Below are 21,642 nucleotides of genomic sequence, written 5' to 3' on the forward strand. Positions count from 1 at the left end.
CTCACCGCCAGTACAGCGTCGCCCGCCCGATCGCCGTGAACGGCCACCCCGGCGAGTAGTGGATCCCGGTGACCGCGGCCGGCTCGTGCGGCAGGCGCGACTCGCTCGCGAACTGGACCTCGCGCCACGTCGCGTCGAGGAGGTTCTGGACGTCCACGGCCACCTCGACGTCCCTCCACCGCAGCCCCGCGTTGGCGTCGATCACCGTGAACCCCTCGGCGGTCAGCGACTCGTCCTCGGTCGCGGGCCGCGCGCCGATCGACTTGACCCGGAGCGCGGCGAACGGCGTGAACGCGCCGAACGTCGGGCGGACGCCGACACCCGCGGTCAGCGTCCGCGTCGGCGCGAGGGCCACCGCGCTCCCGTTGCCCGCGTTCGCGCGGAACCGCGCGCGCGTGAAGGTCGCGTCGACGTCGGCGAAGAGCCAGCTCCCGAGCCGGTAGCGCGCGCCGATCTCGAGGCCGTAGCGCCGCGTCTGCGCCGACGGCTCGGTGACGCCGGCGTCCCCGCTCCAGACCAGCTCGGAGTCGAGATCGAGGAGGAACCCCGCCGCGCTCAGCGTCAGGCCGCGCAGCGGCGTGGCCCTCGCGCCGAGCTCGTAGCCCGTCGCGGGGGTGATGAGCGTCGCCCCGCCCTCGCCCAGCACCACGCCCTGGGCGTCGTTCGAGTGGAAGCCCCGCCCGTAGTGCGCGAACAGATCGAGGCCATCGACCGGGGAGACGATCGCCGTGAGCTTCGGGAAGAGCTGCATCTGTGCCCGGAAGCCGCTCGACCGGCTCCCTGTCGCGCCGAGATCCTCGCGCCGATCGTCCACGTTGACGTCGATCCACTGCCCGCGCAGCCCCGCCACGAAGCGGAGCCAGCGCCGGATCCGGGCGTCCTCCTCGACATAGACGCCGATCTGGCCCTCGTCGACGTGGGCCCTGCCCCGCTCCTCGATCCGCTCGCGCGCCTCGTCGTGGTGGAGCGACTTGTCGATCGCGTCGGCGCGGATCTGCGCGCCGAGCGACGTCGTGAGCTTCGCCCCGCGGTACTCGAAGCTCCGGCGCAGCCGGAGATCGGCGCCGCCGACGACGCGGTCGTCGTTCTGCTCGATCTGATCGCCGTGGACGGGGTCCTCGCTGAAGAACGTGAAGTTCGAGTACAGCGTGAAGCGGTAGCGAACGAGGTACGCCATCGCGCTCAGGTCGGCGTCCCGCCACGCCGTCGTGTACGCGAGGGAGGCCATGTGCCGCTCGGTCGCGCCGCCCTCGGTCGGGTCGACCGAGCCGAAGTGATCGATGCACGGCGGCTCGGACGCGGGCGGCGGCGGGCCCGGGTGGCCCTGCTCGCCCTCGCCGCACACGGCCCGCGCGGGGACCTGACCGGAGCCGTGCCAGGTCGACCCGTAGGACATCCACGTCATCTGGATCTTCCCGGTCGGGCTGAGATCGTGCGTCGCCTTCAGGACCACGTTGAAGCGCTCGAGCCGCTCGGGGCTGAGGAACGGCCCGTCGTTCCGGTAGACCTCCGCCGCCGCCACCGCGCGCCAGGCGTCGCCGAGATCCGGCGAGGCGATCACGAGGCCGCGCCGGATCCCGTACTGCCCCACGCTGAGCTGCGCGTGGCTCTCGTCGAGCTTCTCGGCGAAGCGGAGGTTGACGGCGCCCGCGGTGCCGAAATCGCCGATGCTCGCTGTATAAGGCCCCTTGGCGCCGTCGAGCCCCGTCACGAGCTCCGGGATCACGAAGTAGAGGTCGGTGAACCCGTGCCCGTGGCCGTGGCTGACCATGTTGACGGGGACGCCGTCGACGAAGAAGGCGACGTCCGTCCCGTGGTCCGCGTCGAACCCGCGGAGGAAGTACTGGTTCGCCTTGCCGCCGCCGGCGTGCTGCACGGCGAAGAGCCCCGGGACCGCCTCGACGATGTCGCCCGGCCGCAGCCTCGGCCTGAGCTCGAGCTCGCGGTGCCCGACGGAGACGCGCGAGGCGGCCTCGCTCCCCGGCCTCTCCGCGTGGACGGTGACCTCGATCGGCCCGCCGCCGTCCGTGGGCGTCCCCGCGTCGCCGTCGGGGGACGCGCCCGTGGCCGCCTCGGCGACCGCGGCCGCGTCGGCGACCGCGGGCGCCTCGGGGACCTCGCCCTCGGCGCGCGCGAGCGGCGCGGCGGCGAGCGAGGTGGAGAGCGCGGCGAGCAGGTGTCGTGAAAAGCAGCGTCCGTTCCGCTTCGTGATCGTCGCGCGCGGCATGCGCGTCCTCCTTCGGTGGCGGCGCGCAGGGCGGCTCCGGGCCGCTCGCGCCGAGCACCGCGAGGAGAAGAGGCCTGTCCGTCGCACACCGCGCCGGGCCGACCTCTCGCCCCCGCGGGCGAACGGGAGGTCGCGCGGGGGGCGGGTCGGACTCCGGGACGCGCGCGGACGGCTGCGGCGGCTCGGACCTCTCCGCCTCCCTCGAGGCTCCCAGGCCAAACCGGCGCCAGATGTCTCTCTATCGCCGGGCGATGGCAGGTCTTCGGGCTTGCGAGCGTCTCGGCCTTGCCGACTTCCTACTGTCCACCGCTTCCCAGCCCTCTCGGGCCAGTGCTCGTCGTGGAGGTCGTTCTCGCTTACCGCTGCGGGGCAGCCCCGGAATCTCACCGGGTTCCCTATTCAGCCTGGGCAAGGGCCCAGGCACCAACGCGGCGCGCACCCTATTGCGGCGCGGCTTCGGCTGTCAACGCTCCCGCTCACCCCGCTCGCTAACCCTGCCTCGCGCGCCCTGCGCGCGACGTCTGCCGCGCGGGCCGGACGTTCGGGCTCTGGCGAGGATGGGCTCGCTCCTCCGTGGGTCGCGTGCTACACGGCCGCCGCCGTATATGCCGCGTAACGATCTCCGCAACATCGCCATCGTCGCCCACGTCGACCACGGGAAGACGACCCTCGTCGATCACATGCTCCGCCAGTCCGGCGCCTTCCGAGAGAACGAGGTCGTGGCCGAGCGGGTCATGGACTCGAACGACCTCGAGCGAGAGCGCGGCATCACCATCCTCGCGAAGAACACCAGCATCCGGTACCGCGGGGTCAAGATCAACATCGTCGACACGCCCGGCCACTCCGACTTCGGCGGCGAGGTCGAGCGCACGCTGATGATGGCCGACGGGGCGCTGCTCCTCGTCGACGCCGCCGAGGGCCCGCTGCCGCAGACGCGGTTCGTGCTCTCGAAGTGCCTCCAGCGCGGCTTCCCGGTCATCGTCGTCATCAACAAGATCGACCGCAGCGACGCGCGCGCCCACGAGGTGCTCTCCGAGGTGTTCGACCTCTTCTGCGACCTCGAGGCGAGCGACCCGCAGCAGGACTTCGCGACGCTCTACGCCGTGGCGAAGTTCGGCCAGGCGAAGCGCGAGCTCGAGCACGAGGCCACGGACCTCCAGCCGCTCTTCGAGACCATCCTCGAGCGCGTCCCCGGCCCCTCGGGCGACCCCGACGGGCCGCTCCAGGTCATCGTCTGCAACACCACGCACGACGACTACGTGGGCCGGCTCGCGGTCGGCCGCGTGGTCCGCGGCACGGCCCGGTCCGGCGCTGACGTCGCGCTGCTCGGCGAGGGCGGGCAGTCGCGCGGCTACGTGAAGATGCTCTACGCCTACGAGGGGCTGAAGCGCGTCCCGGTCGAGAGCGCCGTCGCGGGCGAGGTGGTCGCGATCGCGGGGCTCGATTCGGTCACGATCGGCGACACGATCGCGGATCTCGGGCAGCCCGAGGCGCTGCCGCGGATCGTGGTCGAGGAGCCGACGATCAAGATGAAGATCGGCGTGAACACGTCGACGTTCGCCGGCAAGAGCAAGCAGTCGAAGTACCTGACGAGCCGCCACCTGAAGGAGCGGCTCGAGCGCGAGGCGATGAAGAACCTCGCGATCCGGGTGGAGCCGACCGAGGTGCCGGACACGTTCGTGGTGCTCGGCCGCGGCGAGCTCCAGCTCGCGATCCTGGTCGAGACGATGCGGCGCGAGGGGTACGAGATGCAGCTCTCGAACCCCGAGGTGGTGACGCGCGAGATCAACGGCGAGGTGATGGAGCCGATCGAGCTCGTGGTCGTCGACGTGCCGGACACCTACGTCGGCATCGTGACCGAGCGCCTCAGCGGCCGGCGCGGCCGGATGGTGAAGATGACGAACCCCGGCTTCGGGCGCGCCCGCCTCGAGTTCCGGGTCCCGTCGCGCGGGCTCATCGGCTTCCGCGGCGAGTTCCTGACCGCGACGCGCGGCACCGGCCTGCTCAACACGATGTTCGACGGCTGGGCGCCCTGGGGCGGCCCGATGATGCGCCGCCCGACGGGGGCCATCGTCGCCGATCGCGCCGGCGTGGCGACCCCGTACGCGCTGCACCACCTGCAGCCGCGCGGGATGTTCTTCATCGTCCCCGGCGTCGAGGTCTACGAGGGGATGATCATCGGCGAGCACAACCGGCCGAACGACACCGACGTCAACGTGATCAAGGAGAAGAAGCTGTCCAACGTGCGCAACCACGGCAAGGACGAGAACGTCCTCCTGGCGAGCCCGCGGCTGCTCACGATCGAGACGGCGATGGAGTGGATCGACGGCGACGAGCTGGTCGAGGTCACGCCCGACGCGGTGCGCGTCCGCAAGAAGGTGCTCGCGTGCAACCGCCGCGAGCGCCGCGAGGACGCGATCGAGCAGTCGCAGGCCGTGGAGTGATCGGCGGCGCGCGCGGCGTGATCGACGCGGCGCGCGCCCCGGCGCTGCCCGGGCCGGTGTAGACTCGCGGCATGAGAACGACGCTGCTTTCGGCCGGCCTGGCTTCGCTCGTCGCGCTCGCGGGGGCGGGCGCGTGCGGCGGGGGCGTCGTCGTCGACGGGTCCCCCGGGGGCGACGAGGGGTCCGGGGGCGCCAGCGCGACGGCGGGCGCCGCGTCGGGCCCGGCCGCCCCGTCGAGCGCGGGCGCGGGCCCGGTGACGACCACCGCGGTCGCGGGCCCGCAGTCGTCGAGCGCCGGCGGCGCCGATCCGGTCGAGGCGCAGATGGCCTCGTGCGGCGCCTTCTGCGCGCTGTTCGACCGCGCGTGCCCGTCGAACGGCTGCCGCGACGCCTGCGCGGAGCTGATCACCGCGCCGCGCCCGTGCAACGCGCTGACGGCGCCGTACTTCGACTGCATGAGCGCCGGCATCCAGATCTCGTCGATGACGTCCTGCGAGCAGATCGCGCGCTGGCTCGATCCGCTCTTCGAGTGCCTCGGCTCCAGCGCGTCCACGTGCGAGACGTCGTTCAAGGACGTCTGCTCGGAGGCCTTCAAGGACCACCGGGCGTGTCAGCTCGACGGCGCCCCGTAGCCCGGACGCTCGTCACCTGATGATCGGCCGCGGGCGCGGCTCGGGCCGGAGGGCGCGCCGCAGCGGGGCGAGCGCGTCGACGACGAACGCGACGAGCGCCTTCACGCGCGGCGCCGCGCGCGCGTCCCGGTGCACCCCGAGCCACAGCGCGCGCTCGGGCGGCGGTGAGGGCGGCGAGAGGAGGCGCAGGCCCGGCGTCGCGTCGCCCAGGTAGCGCGGCAGGCAGACGAGCCCGACGCCGGCGGCGCCCATCGTCGCCTGGGCCTCGCGGCCGTTGGTCCTGGCGGCGACGCGGGCCTTCCCGGCGACGGCGCTGAGCCACGGCAGGTCGGCGACGGCCGGCGGATCGTCGCTCATCGTGACGAGGGCGTGGCCCTCGCACTGCCGGTCGAAGTCCGGCGGGCCGCGCTCGGCGAGGTAGGTCTCCGACGCGTAGAGGCCGAACCCGATCCGCGCGACCTCGCGCTGGAACACCTCGTGGTGCTCGAACGGCGCGGGGCGGAGGGCGATGTCCGCTTCCCGCCGCGGGAGGCTCAGCCAGCGCGCGTCCGCGACGAGGTCGACGGAGATGGCGGGGTGCCGCGCGAGGAACGGGACGAGCAGCGGCCCGAGGACGCGCACGGCGAGCCACTCGGACGCCGTGACGCGCAGGTGGCCTCTCAGGCCCGCGTCGCGCCCGCCGGCGGCGAGCTCGGCGGCGAGGGCGCCCTGCTCCATGCGCTCGGCGTGCCCGAGCACGCTCTCGCCCGCGGCCGAGAGCGCGAATCCGGACGGCGAGCGCAGAAAGAGCTTTGCCGCGAGGCGCCGCTCGAACGCGTCGATGCGCCGCCCCACGGTCGGCTGCGTGACCTTCAGCGCGCGCGCGGCGGCGGAGAGGGTGCCGTGCCGCGCGACGGCGAGGAAGTAGCGCAGGTCGTCCCAGTCGAGCATGGCTCCGGCGCGCGGGGCGCTGCTGCCGGAGAGCGCTCCACGTCATGCAAGGATGCATGGCGAGTATACGGCGATGGCGGATCCCCGGGCAACGGCGGGGCGTGCATGCTCGGCGCGTGCTCTCGCGCTCCAGCGCTCTCGAAATGTTCAATTCCAATCACCCGATCGAGGCCCGCATGCTTTCACGTCGCCGTGAGTTTCTCGACCTCGTCGCCGGGGTCACCGCAACAGGCCTCCTGGGCTCGGCCCCGCTGGCCATGACCACCTCGTGCGCCGCGGAGGGCGGGCCGGCGCGGCCGCCGCCGGCGTCGCCCTCGAAGATCAGGGCCATCGCCTTCGACGCCTTTGCGGTCCTCGACCCGCGGCCGATCGCCGCGCTCGCGGAGGAGCTCTCCCCGGGCAACGGCGCTCTGCTGAGCGAGGCCTGGCGCACCCGTCAATTCGAGTACACGTGGCTCCGGGTCGCGTCGGGGAAGTACGCGGATTTCTGGCAGGTGACCGGGGATGCGCTGGTGTTCGCCGAGCGGCTGCTGGAGCTCGACCTCGGCGAGGAGAAGCGGGCGCGGCTCCTCGGGGCCTATCTCGATCTCAGGGCGTGGCCGGACGCGGCGCCGGCGCTGAGGTCGTTGAAGGCCGCGGGCGTCCGGCTCGCGTTCCTGTCGAACTTCACGCCGCGGATGCTCGACGCTGCCATCGAGAGCGCCGGCCTGGGAGGCCTGTTCGAGCACGTGCTCAGCACCGATCGGGCGAGGACGTACAAGCCGGATCCCCGCGCGTACCGGATGGCGCTCGACGCATTGGGCCACGAACGCGAGGAGATCCTGTTCGTGCCGTTCGCCGGCTGGGACGCCGCGGGCGCCCGGTGGTTCGGCTATCCGACGTTCTGGGTCAACCGCCTGGGCCTGCCGGCCGAGGAGCTCGGCGTGACCGCCGACGCCACGGGAGCGAGCCTGGCCGACCTGGTCGAGCTCGTGACAGCCACCCTCCCTGATTGAAGCGTGGCGGGGCTGATGCGAAAGGCAGCATGCATCAGGGCTGTCGCCGGCCTGCTCGCCGGCGCGACCACGCTGCGATCCGCGGCGACCGCGCCGTCCGTGGCGAGGACCAGGCCGCTCGGCAGGAGGACCGGTTGGGCCCGGCTAGCAGCCGGGGAGCGAGACGTCGACGTCGAGCAGCACGTCCGCGACCACCGTCGTCTCCTCGTCGGGACGACCGCTCACGCGGGCCTCGCTCGTGATCTTCATGCTCGGCGCCACCACGTAGGGCTTGAGATCCACGCCCTCGACCACATCCATCGACAGCTCGCGCGCGCCGCGCGGCACCTCGTCGAGCTTCGCGATGAGCACCCGCGGCTGCCCCTCCGTCTCGACGAAGAACGACGCGGAGCGCAGAAAATCGAAGCTCCCGCTCTCCGGGCTCTCGACGCGCAGCGTGAACGCCAGGATCTGCACCGAGTCCACGTCGTCCTTGGTGACACCCTGGTTCTCGAACTCCGCCGAGAGATCGATGCTCTGAAAAGCATCGAAGTCGAGCACGCCGAGGACGTCGTCGAGGATCGTCCCCGCCGGGACGACCGCCCTGCCGCCGACCTCCACGTCGATGTTGTCGAGGGAATCGCACATGGGCAGCGCGCACAGGCCGAGGATGGAAGCCGCGCGCGCGAGCGCCTCGCCGAGGGGACGCCGCCGGTCGCGCCGTGAGGTCCGCAGGATCGCAGGGACAGGTGATGAAGGCGAGCTCGTCATGGGGCGAGCGTAACGCATCTCCAGCCGATCATGCGCCCTGGCCGCAGGCGCTCGCGCGCGCTCGCCGCGGTCGCTCGGCTCCCCGCAGGTCTCCCCGATCCGCGCGACCTCTCGCTGGAGCACCTCGCGCCGCGCCCGCCGGCGGCGAGCTCGGCGGATTCCCCGGGCACGGCGGAGGGCGCATGCTCGGCGCGCGCTCTCGCGCTCGAAAGAACCCTCGGGCCGAATGGGACAATCGGCCCGAGGGGGGGTGCGTGTTCATGGCAGACCGCCCGGCGATTTACCTGCGATAGCCTGTCCACGACTGCTCGCTCCCGCCAGACACCTATATCCACGATACGGGTGAGATGGCCAGGCCGAACTGCACGCCATCAGCTCTTTTGACGTGAGTCTGGTCCTTGCGGGTGGCGCCCCGCGATTCTCAAGAATCAGATTCAGAGCGCCGATGCGAGACACTCCGCGTGACGCCGGAAAGCACGGCGGCGTACCTGGTCAGTCTCGCCTGCTCACTTGAGCGCTCCGCCGTGCACGGCGGCCTCGCGCTCGAGCGCCGCGTCGACGAGCGGCTGGCTCCCCCTGGCGTCCACGGGGGCGCCGTTCTGGCTCACCGCCGCGCCCCGCTGCGCCTGCTGTGTGAGCGCGGGGGAGCGCTCCACCGCCGTCGTCCTGGCCAGCGTCGGCGCTCCGCTCATCGCCTCTGGCTTCCGGAGCCCGACGTCGGGGACGCGCACATCGCCGAGCGCCCGCAGCATGGCGGCGGCGGTGAGCCCGTTGCGCGGCCGATCGCCGGGATATTTCGAGAGCATGCGCGCGAGCAGCGCGTCGAGCGCGGGCGGCGCGCCGGGCAGCCTGTCGCGCAGGCGCGGCGGCACCTCGAACAGGATCTTCGTCAGGACGGCCGCCATGGTGGCGGCCGCGAACGGGGGCCCGCCCGTCAGGCACTGGAAGAGCACGCAGCCGAGCGCGAACACGTCCGCGCGCGCGTCCATCTCCTTCGCGCCGAGCGCCTGCTCGGGCGCCATGTACGCGACCGTGCCGAGCGGCGTCCCCGTGGCCGTGAGGCGCGTGAGCGCCTCGGCGTGGACGACGCCGAGATCGAGGATCTTGATCCGATCGATGCGGCCTCCGACGAGGAAGATGTTGCTCGGCTTGAGGTCGCGGTGGACGATCCCGCGCTCGTGCAGCGCGCCCAGCGCCTCGGCGATGGACAGGGCGAGCGCCACGCTGTCCTGCGCGCGCATCCGACCTCCCGCGAGCCTCGACGCGAGGTCCTCACCGTCGAGCCATTCCATGACCAGGTAGGGCTCGCCTGAAGGGAGCACCCCCTCGGCCACATGGCGCACGAGGCGCGGGTGGTCGAGCCGCGCGAGGATCAGCGCATCGGGGGCGAACCGCGCGAGGCTCGCGTCCCAGGGCTCGTCCAGGATCTTGATCGCGACGGGCTGCCCCGTGCGCCGGTCGAGGCCGCGATAGACCGCGCCCATTCCTCCGCGCCGGGCGAGCCGCTCGATCACGAAGCGATCCGCGATGGTAGATCCGAGATGCATGCCGACCCCCCGTGGCGATGCGAAAGCAAGAGCGCACCGACAAGCAGACAGCCGCGACGGTTCCATGTCAAGGGTCAGTCCATCCGCTGTCGGCCGTCCGCCATCCGCCGTTTGAAGCAGGCGAGGCGATCGTTGACGCAAGGGTTTCCAGCGTCATTTCCTCGGTCGCTTCTGCAATCGACCGCAATCGCTTCCGCGCGCTCGCAGCCGGCGAGGGAGACGTCGACGTCGCGCAGCACGTCCGCGACCACCGTCGTCTCCTCGTCGGGACGACCGCGCTGGAGGTGCTCGCGAGGCCCGGAGAGCCGCGAGCGGGGCGCCATCAGCCAGCTCGAGCGGCAACCCCCTGGGCGTCGGAGCCGCCGGGGGAGCGGCGGCCGCGGGCGGCGCCGGCGAGCGCGAGCCCGAGCAGCGCCGCCTGGGCGAGGCACGTCTCCACCGCGGGGTAGATCCCCAGCGCGGCGAAGCGAGGGAGGGGCAGCCCGTGGACCGGCAACAGCCCGCAGAGCTGGAAGGCGGCCACACCGCGGCCGGCGAGCGGCACGCAGAGCAGGCAGGCGAGCCAACCGGGGAAGGCCGCCCGCCGGAGCGCGGCCGTCCGGCTCACGCGGGTGACCAGCGCCGCGCCGACGACGAGCAGCGCGAGCGCGACCAGGACACCGGCGACGGCGGGCGGCGCGACGGAGAGGGACACCCCGAGCGCCGCCCCGAACCCCGAGAACGCCGCGCCAAAGCCGGCCAGCAGCGCGGTCGCGAACACGAACGCTCGGTCGTCCCGCGACGGAGCGGGCGAGCGCGCCTGCCGCGCGCCGCGTCGCCAGGCGAGCACCGCCGCGCCGGCGACTGCCGCGACCGCGAGCGAGGTCGTCGCGCCTGCCGCGAGCGTTCGCCAGAAGCCGGCCACGTGCCGCAGCGCCGCCGCGCCCCACGCGGCGAGCGCGAGCAGCAGCGCCGCGCCCGACGCGACGTGGACGACACGCCTGCTCCGGGACGACGCGCCGGCGGCGAGCGCGGCCAGGAAGAGCGCCGCCGCGGCGAGCTCGCGCAGCATCAGGCGGCACGAGACCCCGGCGACGCGCCGATCCGGCGCGCGCCCCGATCGCGCGAGCGCCACCTCGGCATAGGTCGCGTCGCGCAGGAGCGTCGCCGTACCGGCGTCCAGCTCCTCCGTTGTCGCGCCGGCCGAGAGCGCCGCTCTCAGGGCGAAGACGCCGTCGCCGAGCTCGTTCGCGAGCGCCTCCTTCACGGTGGAGACGCTCGCCTCCGCCACGTCGATGCCGTCGAGCTGGGCCGTGTCGAGCGCGTCGCGCGCGTCGACGGTCCGGCCCTCGCGCAGCGCGGCGCGCCCCCGGTCGAGCGCGGCGCGCGCGATGGAGAGGGGGCGCGACGCAGCCTCGGGACCGTAGGCGACGCGCCGCCGGAGCTCCGCGAGGAGCGCCCCGTGCCGCTCGGCGGGGATCCCGCGCGCCGAGAGCTCGACGCGGAGGTCCGCGTCGGAGCGGACCGCGAGCTCGACCACGGAGTAGTCCGGCCGATCGGGCGGCTGCGGGGCGGCGCCGGGCTGCGGGTGGTGGAGGGCGGCGACGTGGAAGGCGAGGTCCCAGCGGTCGCGGGCGGAGAGAAAGGTGAACGGCACCATGGCCGTACCATTGACGCCGAATCGAACGGCGGACTCGACGCCCACCGGCGCGAGCTGCTCGGCGATGACCGCATCGTGGAAGTTCGCCGGGTGCGGGACCAGGCTCGCCGCGCGCGGCGTATCGGCGTGCCCGGTCGGGCCATGGCAGATGGCGCAGTTCTCCTGGTAGAGGGCCGCGCCGCGCTCCGCGTCGGGCCGCGAAAGCGGCGCCTCCGCCAGCCGGAAGCCGGCGGCGACCCTGTCGCGCGCGGCCCTGGCCGACACGGCCACCTGATCCGCAGAGACCTTTGCCTCGACGAGCGCGCGCACGCCGGCGATGCCCTGCGCGAGGTCGCCCGCCCCGCTTTCCAGCGCGGACGGCTGGATGCGGTTGGCGATGTGGATCGCCTCGCCGAGCAGCGCCAGCTGCTCCTCGTACTCGATGGTGCTCGTGACGGCGCCGTTCGCCACGCAGCCGCCATAGTCCATGGCGACATAGCCGAGCATGTGAATGAGCCGGCGCGCCTCGACCTCGGCCGGCTCCCCCACGTCCGCCAGCGCTTGTCGCTCGCCGACGAGCAGGACGGCGGCGACGGCGGCCACCACCGTGGCCGCGCGGGCCGCCGCCGTCATGCGCCAAGGCTCCGCACGGAGAACGAGCAATCGAAGTGACACATTTCCCTCAACCAATCGAAACATGTTTCATGGTAGCTTCCCGCGGTTGTGCCGCGCCCTCTTTGCTCGACGACAATGGTTTGAGGTCCTCCAGAATGTGCTCGCGCCGTGGCGCGCTGCGGGTCGCTTGATCGCCTCACAAGGAGCAAGAAGCCTGTGCAAGGTGGACCTGCCGCTGCCGCTCGAGGCAACCCCGCGGCAAAGCCCCGAGAGCGCATCCTCCGGGCGAACGCACGCCGACGCAACAGGGCGCAGGGCCCACGGGCGCACGATCGTCGGCGCCGGATGACCGGATGACCGGATGACCGGATGACCGGATGACCAGATTGCGCGCTCGAGCGCGTCACGTCCGCTCGACAGGTACGACGGAATCGCATCGTGCTCTCGACACGCCCCGACTTCCCTCCCGCGTCGTGCAGAGACCGGAGGTGCCGCCGCCGGGGCGGAGCTCTCCGATTTCAGATGATTGCTCATCGGTGTCTGCGATAAGGTGGTAGCGGCGCGTTCACGTCCGATGCGCTGATCGCGCAAGGTCTCATGCGCGAAGCGATCGCCGGCGTGACCGCGCCAGGAAGGCGCTCGGCTCGCCTCGTGGCGGGCGTTCGCTGGAGGCAAAGCGGGATGAATCAGGAGACGCGGAGGGTGAAACAATGAAATTTAACCCCGGACATCTGGCCGCAGCGTCGGTCGCGGTGACGATGGCCTGGGCCGGCCAGGCGGCCGCTCAGTCGGTGGTGAGGCAGCCCTATCTACAGTCGTTGACGCCCAGCTCGGTTTACGTCGTGTGGACGACCGACGCGGGCACAAATAGCCGCGTGCGCTACGGGACCGATCCGGCGGCCCTGACGCAGACGGTGGACCTCGGCGCGATCGTGACCCAGCACGAGGTGCTCATCGAGGGCCTCGCGCCGAACACCCGCTACTATTACAGCGTCGGCACATCGAGCACGGTGCTGGCCGGCGGCTCCTCCTCCTTCTACTTCGAGACCGCGCCGCCCGTGACCACGCCGAAGAAGTTCCGGGCCTGGATCGTCGGCGATACCGGCTACAGCGGCAGCGCGCCCTGGGCGACGCGGGACGCGATGCTGAACGTCGTCGGCGCGTACCGTCCCAACCTGTTCCTGCACATGGGGGACATGGCCTACAACTTCGGCACCACCGACGAGTTCACGAACGGCTTCTTCGCTCAGTACGCCACGATCCTTCGCAACACCGTCGTGTGGCCGACGTTCGGCAACCACGAGGGCCTGAGCTCCGACTCGCCGACGCAGACAGGTCCTTACTACACGGCCTACGTGCTCCCCGCTGCCGGGCAGGCCGGCGGGGTCCCCTCGGGGACGGAGGCTTACTACTCCTACGACTACGCGAACGTCCACTTCGTCGTCCTCGACGGCTACGGCTCCTCGCGTTATTCGAACGGCGCGATGGCGGCCTGGCTCACCGCCGATCTCGCCGCCACGGACCAGGACTGGATCGTCGCGTACATGCATTTTCCCATGTACACGAAGGGCACCCACGACTCCGACGAGGATTGGCTGATCATCGAGCACCGGGAGAACCTCGCGCCCATCCTGGATGCGGGCGGGGTCGACCTGGTGCTCGCCGGCCATTCGCACAACTACGAGCGCTCGTTCCTCGTGGACGGCGCGTACGACACGCCGACCACGGCGGACGGGCACATCATCGACGGGCACGACGGCAAGCCGCTCGGCGACGGCCCCTACGTGAAGTTCCCCGGGAAAGGGAGCCACGAGGGGGCGGTCCACGTCGTCGCGGGCCACGGCACCTACGTGGGCGGCTCGGGAGGCCACCCGCTCATGTACTTCAGCGAGCAGCAGAGCGGCTCGTGCCTCCTCGACGTCGAGGACAACCGGCTCACGCTGTCCAACATCCGCTACGATGGTGTGATCAGCGATCGCTTCGCCATCGTGAAGGGAATCGCCCTCGACGTCGCCGCGCCCGACGGCGGAGAGCGCCTGCCCCCGGGCGGCATCTACCCGATCCGCTGGGCGACGTCGGGGAACATCCCCACGGTGCGGATCGAGTACACGACCGACGACGGCGCGACCTGGACCACGATCGCGAGCAACGTCGCCAACACGGGCCGCTACAACTGGGTGGTCCCCTCCGTGGACACGACGAGGGCCCTCGTGCGCGTCTCCGACGGCGAGGACGCGCTGCTCTCCGACGAGAGCAACGCCGGCTTCGCGATCCAGAGCGCTCCCCGCACGGCGATCTACTTCGGCGATTACTGGGTTTACGACGATTCGGGCGTCGATCGGGGCACCGCCTGGCGGAGCCTCGCGTTCGATGACTCCTCGTGGCAGGGGGGCTGGGGACAGCTCGGCTACGGCGACGGCGGGGAGAGCACGACGCTCTACCAGGCCACGCCGTCGTACCCCACCGCCTACTTTCGCAAGATCATCCCGATCGACGGGCCCGTCGCGCAGGCGACGCTGAAGCTGATCCATGACGACGGCATCCTCGTGTGGCTCAACGGGGCCCAGGTGGCCTCGAAGCGGGTGACGGGCACGGCCTACGGGGACTATGCAGCCGCGGAGTCACGCGAGGACGAGCTCACCACGGTGACGCTCTCCCCGAGCTCGTTCGTGGTCGGCAGCAACATCATCGCCGTGATGGTCAAACAGTCGGCTCCCAACTCGACCGACCTGTCCTTCGATATGGAGTTGACGCTCACCTACGCACCGCCCGGCGGCAGCAGCAGCAGCAGCAGCAGCAGCAGCAGCAGCAGCAGCAGCAGCAGCAGCAGCAGCAGCAGCAGCAGCGCGAGCAGCACCAGCAGCAGCACCAGCAGCGCGAGCAGCACCAGCGCATCCAGCACCAGCGCGAGCAGCACCAGCGCGTCCAGCACCAGCGCGTCCAGCACCAGCGCGAGCAGCACCAGCGCGAGCACGGGTAGCGTCATGATGGGCAGCTCGATGAGCGCGAGCGGCGCGGGGTCGGGCGGGGGCGGCGGCGCCGGCGGCGCCGGCTCGGGAGGTTCGCCCGTGTGCAGGACCGTGCAGCGCGGCGTCTTCGGCACGGTCTGGGACGCGACGCTCTGGTCGGGGTCGCCGACCTACACGGACGGGGCGTACTCGTCGATCTACACCGGCGGCGGCGGAACCGGAGGCTTCCGCGCTGCGCTGCTCTGGTTCGACCTCTCGTTCATCCCCGCAGGCGCGCCGGTCTTCTCGGCCACCTTGACGATCAATCAGGTGTACAAGATGCCGCTGACCACCGTCCGCCTCCACGAGGCCCTCGCGCCCTGGGGCGAGACGACCGTGAGCTGGTCCAGCTACAATCAGAGCTGGGATTCGCTCAGCTTCGCGTCGATCATCTCCGGCAATGGCTCCGGCGATCGGACCGCCGATGTCACGGGCCTGGTAGAGGACTGGGTGAACGGCGTCCCGAACTACGGGATCGCGCTGGAAGAGGACGCGACCGCCTCCACGCAATGGCGAGCCAGCGAAGACCCCACGGCGTCGCGCCGCCCGCGCCTCGAGGTCTGCTACGCAGAGTGACCGCGCCCGCGCTATCCTTCCGCTCGCCCGGCGCGCGGCCTTCCGGTGGGTGTGACCGCGCCCCAGGGTGAAAGGGCACCGCTCGCCCGCAGCCCGCGGGCGGCCCGACCGCCCTCTCCGTGATGCACCAGGAACTCCTCGATCTCCTCCTCGCGCTCGATCGCGTGCCGCAGGACCCGCGCTGGCACCCCGAGGGCGACGCGCTCTTCCATTCCCTGCAGGTCTTCGACCTGGCCCGCCGCGAGACCGCGGATCGCGGGCTCTGGGCCGCGGCCCTGCTCCACGACGTCGGCAAGGCGTTCGCTTCCGCCGACCACGCCGAGGAGGGGGCCGACGTGCTCGCGGAGCTCGTCTGTCCGCGGGTGGTCTGGCTCGTGCGGCACCACCTCCACCTGCTGCGCGCGCCCGCCGCGACGAAGCGGCGGCTCCGGCGCACGCGGGCCCTCGCCGACCTCACCCGGCTGCGGCGCTGGGACCTCGGCGGCCGCTCGCCCGCGGCGACCGTGCTGCGCCCGGAGGCCGCCGTGGAGGTCCTGCTCGACGGCGCGGACTGGACCCTGCTCTCGATCGGCGGCGAGCCCGCCCCTACCCATGATCTGCGAAAGGAGCCGCTCGCGTAGCCGCAAGACCCGCCGGGAGGTCCTCTGCGACGACGTCGACCGCTGGGGCGACGATCGCCGGCTCTGGGGCGACGAGGCCGAGCCGCCGGGGCGGGCGCGGCTCTGCGCCGCGGTGCGGGACGCGGTCGAGACGGCGCTGACCGCGAAGCAGCGCGAGGTCGTCGAGGCCTACTTCTTCGACGGGCTGTCGCAGGGCGAGATCGCGCGCCGCCTCGGGGTGGCGCAGCAGGTGGTGCAGAAGCGCCTGTTCGGCGCGCCGCGCGGCGGCCGCCTGATCGGGGGCGCGATGCTCCGGCTGCGACAGGCCCTCGAGCCGGCGCTCGCCGCTGCGGGGGCGCAGGCGGCCCAGGCGACGCGCGCGGCGCGGGTTCCGCGATGAGCGCCGAGCGCTTCGGCGGGCTGCGGGCCCGCATCGCCGCGGAGGCCGCGCGCCTCATGGCTGAGGAGGGCGTGGATCAGTATTTCACGGCCAAGCGGATGGCCGCGAAGCGGATCCTCGGCCAGGTGGAGGGACGAAGGGCGCGCCACCGCCCCGCGGACCTGCCGTCCAACGGGGAGATCCGCGAGGCGCTGCTGCTCTTCGCCGAGCGCGCCGAGGGGAGCGGGCGGACGCGCCGGCTGTTCGCGCTGCGCATCGTGGCGCTGGAGGCCATGCGCGCGCTCGCGCCGTTCTCGCCGCGGCTCATCGGCTCGGTCTCGACCGGCCATATCCGCCGCGGCAGCGACATCGATCTGCACGTGTTCCCGGCCGACGAGGAGGCGCTGGAGCGGCACGTCCGCGCGCTCGGCTGGACCTTCGACCGGGAGCGCGTGACGATCCAGAAGGGCGGCGAGATCCGCGAGTACGTCCACTACCACGTGGCGGACGTGGCGCCCCTCGAGCTCACGGTCTACGCCCCGCGCGAGCTGCGGACGCGGCCTCGCAGCAGCACCGACGGCAAGCCCATCGTGCGGCTCGGCATCGCTGCGCTCTCGGCGCTCTGCGCCCGGGATCACCCCGCCGCCTGGGAGCGCTACCTCGAGACGGGCGAGGTCGAAGGGATGGAGGCGCTGCTCGAGGCCGACGAGGATGCGCCGCTCCCCGGGCCGTTCGACGGGCTGCTCGACGACGCCGATGAGGGCGCAGAGGGCGAGGACGAGCCGGCCTGCGCCGAGCCCGGCGAGGAGGACGACCCCGACCAGGATTACGATCCGCTGCCAGGCTTCGAGGGCGCCGCCTGAGGCGGCCCTCGGACGGGCGCGCTCCGAGCGGGCGCGCCGCCGGTGAGCCACGGGCGCGCGAGCGGCGCGAGCGGCGCGAGCGAACGCGGTGGATCAGTACGTGAGCGAGGGCGTGGTGCAGCCCAGGCCGAAGTTGGCGATGGGCCCGCCCACGACGAAGGTCTGAAGGAGGTTGGAGACCTGGGATGCACCGCAGAAGGTGTCCGGGAACTCGCTGCCCCCGTCGCCGCCCACGCCGTCCGGCCACGTGACGGGCCCGATCTCGACGCGGAGATCGCCTGGAGGTCCCGTCACGAGGAGCGGCGCACAAGCGATGAAGAGGAGGTCCACATAGCTGCCAGCCCAGCCGCTGAAGCCCACCACCACCTCGTTCTCCGGGCACATGATCTCCCAGGGCTCGGCGCCGAAGGAGCCCTGGACAGGGGTCGAATCGCCGGGGGTCGTGGAGATCGTGTACGAGCCGTCTCCGGTGAGCTCCAGGTGACCGCACTGCGCCTGGATCTGGCCATGGATGAACGACTCTCCCAGCGTCCCCAGGGCCCCTCGAATCCCGAGGATCACCTGGCTGCCCGGGCATCGGTCCATGACCGGGTCCGTCGTACCGGCACGGCCGCGCAGCTCGGTGTAGCCCTGGTCCGCGACCTCCACGCCTGTCGGCGTCGGGCACGGCTCCCCATCGCACTCGCCGCCGCCCGCACCGCCGCCGCCCACCTCGCCGCCTGCGCCACCGCCGCCGCCTCCCTCGCCGCCTGCGCCACCGCCGCCGCCCGACCCGCCGCCGCCCGACCCGCCGCCGCCCTGGCCAGGCGGGGCGCCGCCGCCTCCGGCCGCGCCCACGCCGTCGAAGGTCAGGCTGTCGATACCCGAGATCGCATTGCAGGCGGCGAGGACCAGACAGGAGATCAGCACGGAGAGGCCGAGGTGATGGCGCGTCACGGAGAACGAGTACTCGATCCGCCACCCTCCCGGGAAGGCCCCGGAGCCTCTCTCTTCTCCTCCCTCTGTGCCCTCTGTGCCTCTGTGGTTCCTCTCGCCTCTCCCTCATGAAGCCAGGGACGAGCCCGCGCGCCTCCCGGTTGCTCCGCCTCGCCGCCCCCGGTAGAGTCGATGGCGCATGGTGGTCACGACGGTCGTGCGGCGCGACTCCATCTCGGTGCTCGACTACCGGTGCAGCGCCGGCCCGGGGGACGCGGCGTTCGTCGAGCTGCACGGCGGCTTCTCCGTCTCGTACGTGCGCAAGGGCAGCTTCGGTTACCGCGTCCGGGGGCAAGCGTTCGAGCTCGTGGCCGGGTCGCTCCTCGTCGGCCACCCCGGCGACGAATACACGTGCACGCACGACCACGTCGCCGGCGATGAGTGCCTGTCGTTCCACCTCGCGCCGACGCTGGTCGACGCGATCGGCGGCCGGAGCGACGCCTGGCGGGCCGGCGGCGTCCCGCCGCTGCCCGAGCTGATGGTGCTCGGCGAGCTCGCGCAGGCGGCGGCCGAGGGCAGGAGCGGCGTCGGCCTCGACGAGGCGGGGATGCTGTTCGCGGCCCGCTTCGTCGACGTCGTCTCCGGGCAGCAGCGGCGCCCGCCGGAGGCCGGGGCGCGCGACCGCCGCCGGGCGGTGGAGGCGGCGCTCTGGGTGGACGCCCACGCGCACGAGCCCCTCGATCTCGAGCGCGCCGCGCGGGAGGCCGGCCTCAGCGCGTTCCACTTCCTGCGCCTCTTCGCCCGGGTGCTCGGCGTGACCCCGCACCAGTACCTCGTCCGGGCCCGGCTGCGCCGCGCGGCGCGCCTCCTCGCCGACGGCGCCCGGTCGATCACGGACATCGCCCTCGACGTCGGGTTCGGCGACCTCTCCAACTTCGTGCGCACGTTCCACCGCGCGGCCGGCGTCTCGCCCCGCGGCTTCCGCCAGGCGGCGCGCGGCGAGCGCAAGCTCTTCCAGGACCTGCTCGACCGCGCCCTCTAGGGCAGCACGCGGACGAGACACGTCGGACCAGACGGAGGAAGGAGAAAACCCGCCAGGGCGCCAGGGAAGACGTTCAGAGGTCATTCCTTGGTCCACGGCAGATTTCTCATCCCAATCGCCGCGCGCCGCGCGGTCGAGCGCCGCTCCCGGAGCGCAAGAATCTCCAAGAAGGCCGATCGCGGCGGGCGCTACGCTCGCGCCAGACCATGACACCCCACGGATTCACGCTCTTCGACACGGCGATCGGCCGGTGCGGTATCGCCTGGGGCGAGCGCGGCGTCGCCTTCGTGCAGCTCCCGGAGGCGCGCGACAGCGAGACGCGCGCGCGCGTGCTCCAGCGCTTGCCGGGCGCGCTCGAGGCGCCGCCGCCGCCCGACGTGCAGCGCGCGCTCGACGCCATCGTCGCGCTCCTGCGCGGCGAGGCGAGCGATCTCTCCGCCGTCGCGCTCGACATGGAGCGCGTGCCGCCGTTCCACCGCCGCGTCTACGAGGTCGCGCGCACCATCCCGCCGGGCGCCACGCTGACCTACGGCGACATCGCCGGACGGCTCGGCGCGCCCGGCTCGGCGCGCGCTGTCGGGCAGGCGCTCGGGCGCAACCCGTTCCCGATCGTCGTGCCGTGCCACCGGGTGCTCGCCGCCGGCGGCAAGGTCGGCGGCTTCTCCGGGAGCGGCGGCGTCACGACCAAGCTCCGCCTCCTCGCGATCGAGGGCGCCCAGGCGAGCGGCGCGGCGCAGGCCGACGACGGCGGCGGCGGCGCGCTCGGCTTCGATCCGGACGCCGCGGTCGAGCACGTGCGCGCGTCCGACGCGGCGCTGGCGCGCCTCATCGACGCGGTCGGCCCGTTCCGCATGCAGCTCGACCGGACGTCGAGCCTCTTCGGCGCGCTCGCCGAGTCGATCGTCTACCAGCAGCTCACCGGCAAGGCCGCGGCGACCATCTTCGCGCGCGTCCGCGCGCTCTTCCCGCGCGCGCACGAGGGCCCCACGCCCGAGCAGATCCTGCGCGCCCCGGACGAGAAGCTCCGCGGCGCGGGCCTCTCGCGCGCGAAGCTCCTCGCGCTCCGCGACCTCGCGCGGCGGGCCGCCGACGGCGAGCTCCCCACGCTCGCCGAGGCCCGCGGCATGGAGGACGAGGAGCTCGTCGAGCGCCTCACCCAGGTGCGCGGCATCGGCCGGTGGACGGTGGAGATGCTCCTCATGTTCCGCCTCGGCCGCCCGGACGTGCTGCCCGTCGACGACTACGGCATCCGCAAGGGCTTCGCGATCGCGCTCGGTCAGGGCGACCTGCCGGCGCGCAAGGCGCTCGAGCAGCACGGCGCGCGCTGGAGGCCCTACCGCACCGTGGCGAGCTGGTACCTGTGGCGCGCGGTGGATACGCCGCGGAGCGGCTGACCCCTCGCCTCCGCGCCCCTCGCAAAGGACGAGGGTGCGCGCCCGCGTGGGAGAGGCCCTGCGTCGGGACCGCCTGTCGGGCCTTTTCCGACGGCGGGCGAGTGCAAGAGCGCCACAGCGGGCTGTGCCGCATCAACGCCGCGGGCGCGCGCTTTCGGGATCACGCGCAACGGGTGGCCGGCGTGGGAGCGAGGGGTTAAGTTCTCGCCGGCGCGGCGAGCCCGCACGGGCGCCGCACGACGTTGAACAAGGGTTGCCGTCCCCGATCGCAACCAGAAAAGCACTGGAGGAGCACGAGAGTCATGTTGAAGAACCTCGAAGGGCAGCGCGTCCCGGATGTCACGTTTCGCACGCGTGTCGACGGTCAGTGGAAGGACGTGACCACCAAGGACGTGTTCTCTGGCAAGAAGGTGGTGGTGTTCGCGCTGCCGGGCGCCTTCACGCCGACCTGCTCGAGCAGCCATGTGCCGCGCTACAACGAGCTCGCGGGCGAGTTCAAGCGCCGCGGGGTGGACGCGATCGCGTGCGTGTCCGTGAACGACGCGTTCGTGATGGATGAGTGGGGGAAGGCCCAGCACGCCGAGAAGGTCCAGTTCCTCCCCGACGGGAACGGGGAGTTCACCGAGAAGATGGGCATGCTCGTCGACAAGGCGAACCTCGGGTTCGGCAAGCGCTCGTGGCGCTATTCGATGCTGGTCGACGACGGCGTGATCAAGAAGATGTTCATCGAGCCCGAGGTCGAGGGGGATCCCTTCGAGGTGTCGGACGCGGACACGATGCTCAAGTACCTGGATCCGCAGTCGAAGGCGCCGCACGACGTGCTGATCTTCACGAAGCCCGGGTGTGGCTACTGCACGAAGGCGAAGCGGCTCCTGGACGAGCGGGGCGTGCCCTATGAAGAGGTGTCGGCCTCGCCGCGCCGGCTGCGGGCCGTGAGCGGGAAGTCGTCGACGCCGCAGGTCTTCGTCGATGGGCAGTACGTCGGCGGCGCCGACGATCTCGAGGCGTACCTCGCCAAGGGCTGATGCGGATACGGCGGGGGCCGGGCAACTCGGGCTGCCTGGCCCCCGCGGAAGCCGCTGACCACATCCATCTCCCGGCTTCCGCT

17 protein-coding genes and 1 riboswitch are annotated in these 21,642 nt (G+C 72.4%); of the genes, 10 read left to right on the top strand and 7 right to left on the bottom strand.

Features of this window, described 5'->3' with window-relative positions; all coding sequences use genetic code 11:
* Position 1 precedes the first annotated feature (1 nt).
* The gene (locus tag WME76_RS47610; RefSeq protein ID WP_437962855.1) at positions 2 to 2,227 is read right to left on the bottom strand and encodes a TonB-dependent receptor; all 2,226 of its coding nucleotides are present in this window, start codon (positions 2,225 to 2,227) and stop codon (positions 2 to 4) included.
* A 236-nt stretch (positions 2,228 to 2,463) separates the two neighbouring features.
* Positions 2,464 to 2,670, bottom strand: a riboswitch (cobalamin riboswitch).
* A 114-nt stretch (positions 2,671 to 2,784) separates the two neighbouring features.
* Here WME76_RS47610 and typA point away from each other — a divergent pair.
* Both typA and WME76_RS47620 read left to right on the top strand, forming a co-directional pair.
* Positions 2,785 to 4,671: a translational GTPase TypA gene (gene typA / locus WME76_RS47615; RefSeq protein WP_433933806.1), complete on the top strand. Its 1,887-nt coding sequence runs from the start codon at positions 2,785 to 2,787 to the stop codon at positions 4,669 to 4,671.
* Between the two features lie 71 nt (positions 4,672 to 4,742).
* A complete protein-coding gene (locus WME76_RS47620; protein WP_437962856.1) occupies positions 4,743 to 5,303 on the top strand; it encodes a hypothetical protein in 561 nt (186 codons plus the stop codon).
* Positions 5,304 to 5,315: 12 nt separating this feature from the next.
* On the opposite strand, the gene WME76_RS47625 is transcribed toward WME76_RS47620, so the two are convergent.
* Positions 5,316 to 6,233: a LysR family transcriptional regulator gene (locus WME76_RS47625; protein WP_437962857.1), complete on the bottom strand. Its 918-nt coding sequence runs from the start codon at positions 6,231 to 6,233 to the stop codon at positions 5,316 to 5,318.
* Positions 6,234 to 6,409: 176 nt separating this feature from the next.
* Between WME76_RS47625 and WME76_RS47630 the strand changes: the two genes are divergently transcribed.
* Positions 6,410 to 7,228 (top strand): haloacid dehalogenase type II, encoded by an 819-nt coding sequence (locus WME76_RS47630; protein ID WP_437962858.1) that lies wholly within the window; start codon positions 6,410 to 6,412, stop codon positions 7,226 to 7,228.
* A 144-nt stretch (positions 7,229 to 7,372) separates the two neighbouring features.
* Here the strand turns inward: WME76_RS47630 and WME76_RS47635 are convergent, their stop codons facing one another.
* The 4 genes from WME76_RS47635 to WME76_RS47650 all read right to left on the bottom strand — a co-directional run bounded on the left by WME76_RS47635 (position 7,373) and on the right by WME76_RS47650 (position 11,776).
* The gene (locus WME76_RS47635) at positions 7,373 to 7,978 is read right to left on the bottom strand and encodes a hypothetical protein (RefSeq protein ID WP_437962859.1); all 606 of its coding nucleotides are present in this window, start codon (positions 7,976 to 7,978) and stop codon (positions 7,373 to 7,375) included.
* 506 nt (positions 7,979 to 8,484) lie between these two features.
* Positions 8,485 to 9,525 (bottom strand): serine/threonine-protein kinase, encoded by a 1,041-nt coding sequence (locus tag WME76_RS47640; RefSeq protein WP_437962860.1) that lies wholly within the window; start codon positions 9,523 to 9,525, stop codon positions 8,485 to 8,487.
* A 74-nt stretch (positions 9,526 to 9,599) separates the two neighbouring features.
* Positions 9,600 to 9,776: a hypothetical protein gene (locus tag WME76_RS47645; protein ID WP_437962861.1), complete on the bottom strand. Its 177-nt coding sequence runs from the start codon at positions 9,774 to 9,776 to the stop codon at positions 9,600 to 9,602.
* A gap of 71 nt (positions 9,777 to 9,847) precedes the next feature.
* The gene (locus WME76_RS47650; RefSeq protein WP_437962862.1) at positions 9,848 to 11,776 is read right to left on the bottom strand and encodes a c-type cytochrome; all 1,929 of its coding nucleotides are present in this window, start codon (positions 11,774 to 11,776) and stop codon (positions 9,848 to 9,850) included.
* A gap of 692 nt (positions 11,777 to 12,468) precedes the next feature.
* On the opposite strand from WME76_RS47650, the gene WME76_RS47655 reads away from it, so the two are divergent.
* From WME76_RS47655 to WME76_RS47670, 4 genes are all read left to right on the top strand, one after another.
* Positions 12,469 to 15,342, top strand: a complete 2,874-nt coding sequence (locus WME76_RS47655; protein ID WP_437962863.1) for a DNRLRE domain-containing protein — start codon at positions 12,469 to 12,471, stop codon at positions 15,340 to 15,342.
* A gap of 122 nt (positions 15,343 to 15,464) precedes the next feature.
* Positions 15,465 to 15,962, top strand: coding sequence for an HD domain-containing protein (locus tag WME76_RS47660; protein WP_437962864.1), 498 nt, complete (start codon positions 15,465 to 15,467; stop codon positions 15,960 to 15,962).
* Positions 15,934 to 16,341: a sigma factor-like helix-turn-helix DNA-binding protein gene (locus WME76_RS47665; protein WP_437962865.1), complete on the top strand. Its 408-nt coding sequence runs from the start codon at positions 15,934 to 15,936 to the stop codon at positions 16,339 to 16,341. The genes WME76_RS47660 and WME76_RS47665 overlap by 29 nt, the downstream gene beginning before the upstream one ends.
* Positions 16,338 to 17,183, top strand: a complete 846-nt coding sequence (locus WME76_RS47670) for a nucleotide-binding enzyme (protein ID WP_437962866.1) — start codon at positions 16,338 to 16,340, stop codon at positions 17,181 to 17,183. Before WME76_RS47665 ends, WME76_RS47670 begins: the two co-directional genes overlap by 4 nt.
* A 93-nt stretch (positions 17,184 to 17,276) precedes the next feature.
* Here WME76_RS47670 and WME76_RS47675 read toward each other — a convergent pair whose 3' ends face one another.
* Complete coding sequence (locus WME76_RS47675; RefSeq protein ID WP_437962867.1) at positions 17,277 to 18,119, bottom strand: hypothetical protein; 843 nt, start codon at positions 18,117 to 18,119, stop codon at positions 17,277 to 17,279.
* A gap of 178 nt (positions 18,120 to 18,297) precedes the next feature.
* Between WME76_RS47675 and WME76_RS47680 the strand changes: the two genes are divergently transcribed.
* The 3 genes from WME76_RS47680 (at position 18,298) to WME76_RS47690 (ending at position 21,559) form a co-directional block, all read left to right on the top strand.
* Positions 18,298 to 19,140: a helix-turn-helix domain-containing protein gene (locus WME76_RS47680; RefSeq protein WP_437962868.1), complete on the top strand. Its 843-nt coding sequence runs from the start codon at positions 18,298 to 18,300 to the stop codon at positions 19,138 to 19,140.
* 206 nt (positions 19,141 to 19,346) lie between these two features.
* Positions 19,347 to 20,534: a methylated-DNA--[protein]-cysteine S-methyltransferase gene (locus tag WME76_RS47685; protein ID WP_437962869.1), complete on the top strand. Its 1,188-nt coding sequence runs from the start codon at positions 19,347 to 19,349 to the stop codon at positions 20,532 to 20,534.
* 302 nt (positions 20,535 to 20,836) lie between these two features.
* Positions 20,837 to 21,559, top strand: a complete 723-nt coding sequence (locus WME76_RS47690; RefSeq protein WP_437962870.1) for a glutathione peroxidase — start codon at positions 20,837 to 20,839, stop codon at positions 21,557 to 21,559.
* The last annotated feature ends 83 nt before the right edge of the window (positions 21,560 to 21,642 follow it).

This window comes from Sorangium sp. So ce119, assembly GCF_051524405.1.
Taxonomy (GTDB): Bacteria; Myxococcota_A; Polyangia; order Polyangiales; family Polyangiaceae; genus Sorangium; species Sorangium cellulosum_G.

What these genes read in the sequence shown, in the direction of transcription:
- WME76_RS47665 (WP_437962865.1), top strand. Translation starts at nt 15,934, where the DNA reads ATGATCTGCGAAAGGAGCCGCTCGCGTAGCCGCAAGACCCGCCGGGAG.
- WME76_RS47635 (WP_437962859.1), bottom strand. Translation starts at nt 7,978, where the DNA reads ATGACGAGCTCGCCTTCATCACCTGTCCCTGCGATCCTGCGGACCTCA.
- WME76_RS47655 (WP_437962863.1), top strand. Translation starts at nt 12,469, where the DNA reads ATGAAATTTAACCCCGGACATCTGGCCGCAGCGTCGGTCGCGGTGACG.
- WME76_RS47630 (WP_437962858.1), top strand. Translation starts at nt 6,410, where the DNA reads ATGCTTTCACGTCGCCGTGAGTTTCTCGACCTCGTCGCCGGGGTCACC.
- WME76_RS47690 (WP_437962870.1), top strand. Translation starts at nt 20,837, where the DNA reads ATGTTGAAGAACCTCGAAGGGCAGCGCGTCCCGGATGTCACGTTTCGC.
- WME76_RS47610 (WP_437962855.1), bottom strand. Translation starts at nt 2,227, where the DNA reads ATGCCGCGCGCGACGATCACGAAGCGGAACGGACGCTGCTTTTCACGA.
- WME76_RS47650 (WP_437962862.1), bottom strand. Translation starts at nt 11,776, where the DNA reads ATGACGGCGGCGGCCCGCGCGGCCACGGTGGTGGCCGCCGTCGCCGCC.
- WME76_RS47625 (WP_437962857.1), bottom strand. Translation starts at nt 6,233, where the DNA reads ATGCTCGACTGGGACGACCTGCGCTACTTCCTCGCCGTCGCGCGGCAC.
- WME76_RS47660 (WP_437962864.1), top strand. Translation starts at nt 15,465, where the DNA reads ATGCACCAGGAACTCCTCGATCTCCTCCTCGCGCTCGATCGCGTGCCG.
- WME76_RS47620 (WP_437962856.1), top strand. Translation starts at nt 4,743, where the DNA reads ATGAGAACGACGCTGCTTTCGGCCGGCCTGGCTTCGCTCGTCGCGCTC.
- WME76_RS47680 (WP_437962868.1), top strand. Translation starts at nt 18,298, where the DNA reads ATGGTGGTCACGACGGTCGTGCGGCGCGACTCCATCTCGGTGCTCGAC.
- typA (WP_433933806.1), top strand. Translation starts at nt 2,785, where the DNA reads ATGGGCTCGCTCCTCCGTGGGTCGCGTGCTACACGGCCGCCGCCGTAT.
- WME76_RS47670 (WP_437962866.1), top strand. Translation starts at nt 16,338, where the DNA reads ATGAGCGCCGAGCGCTTCGGCGGGCTGCGGGCCCGCATCGCCGCGGAG.
- WME76_RS47685 (WP_437962869.1), top strand. Translation starts at nt 19,347, where the DNA reads ATGACACCCCACGGATTCACGCTCTTCGACACGGCGATCGGCCGGTGC.
- WME76_RS47640 (WP_437962860.1), bottom strand. Translation starts at nt 9,525, where the DNA reads ATGCATCTCGGATCTACCATCGCGGATCGCTTCGTGATCGAGCGGCTC.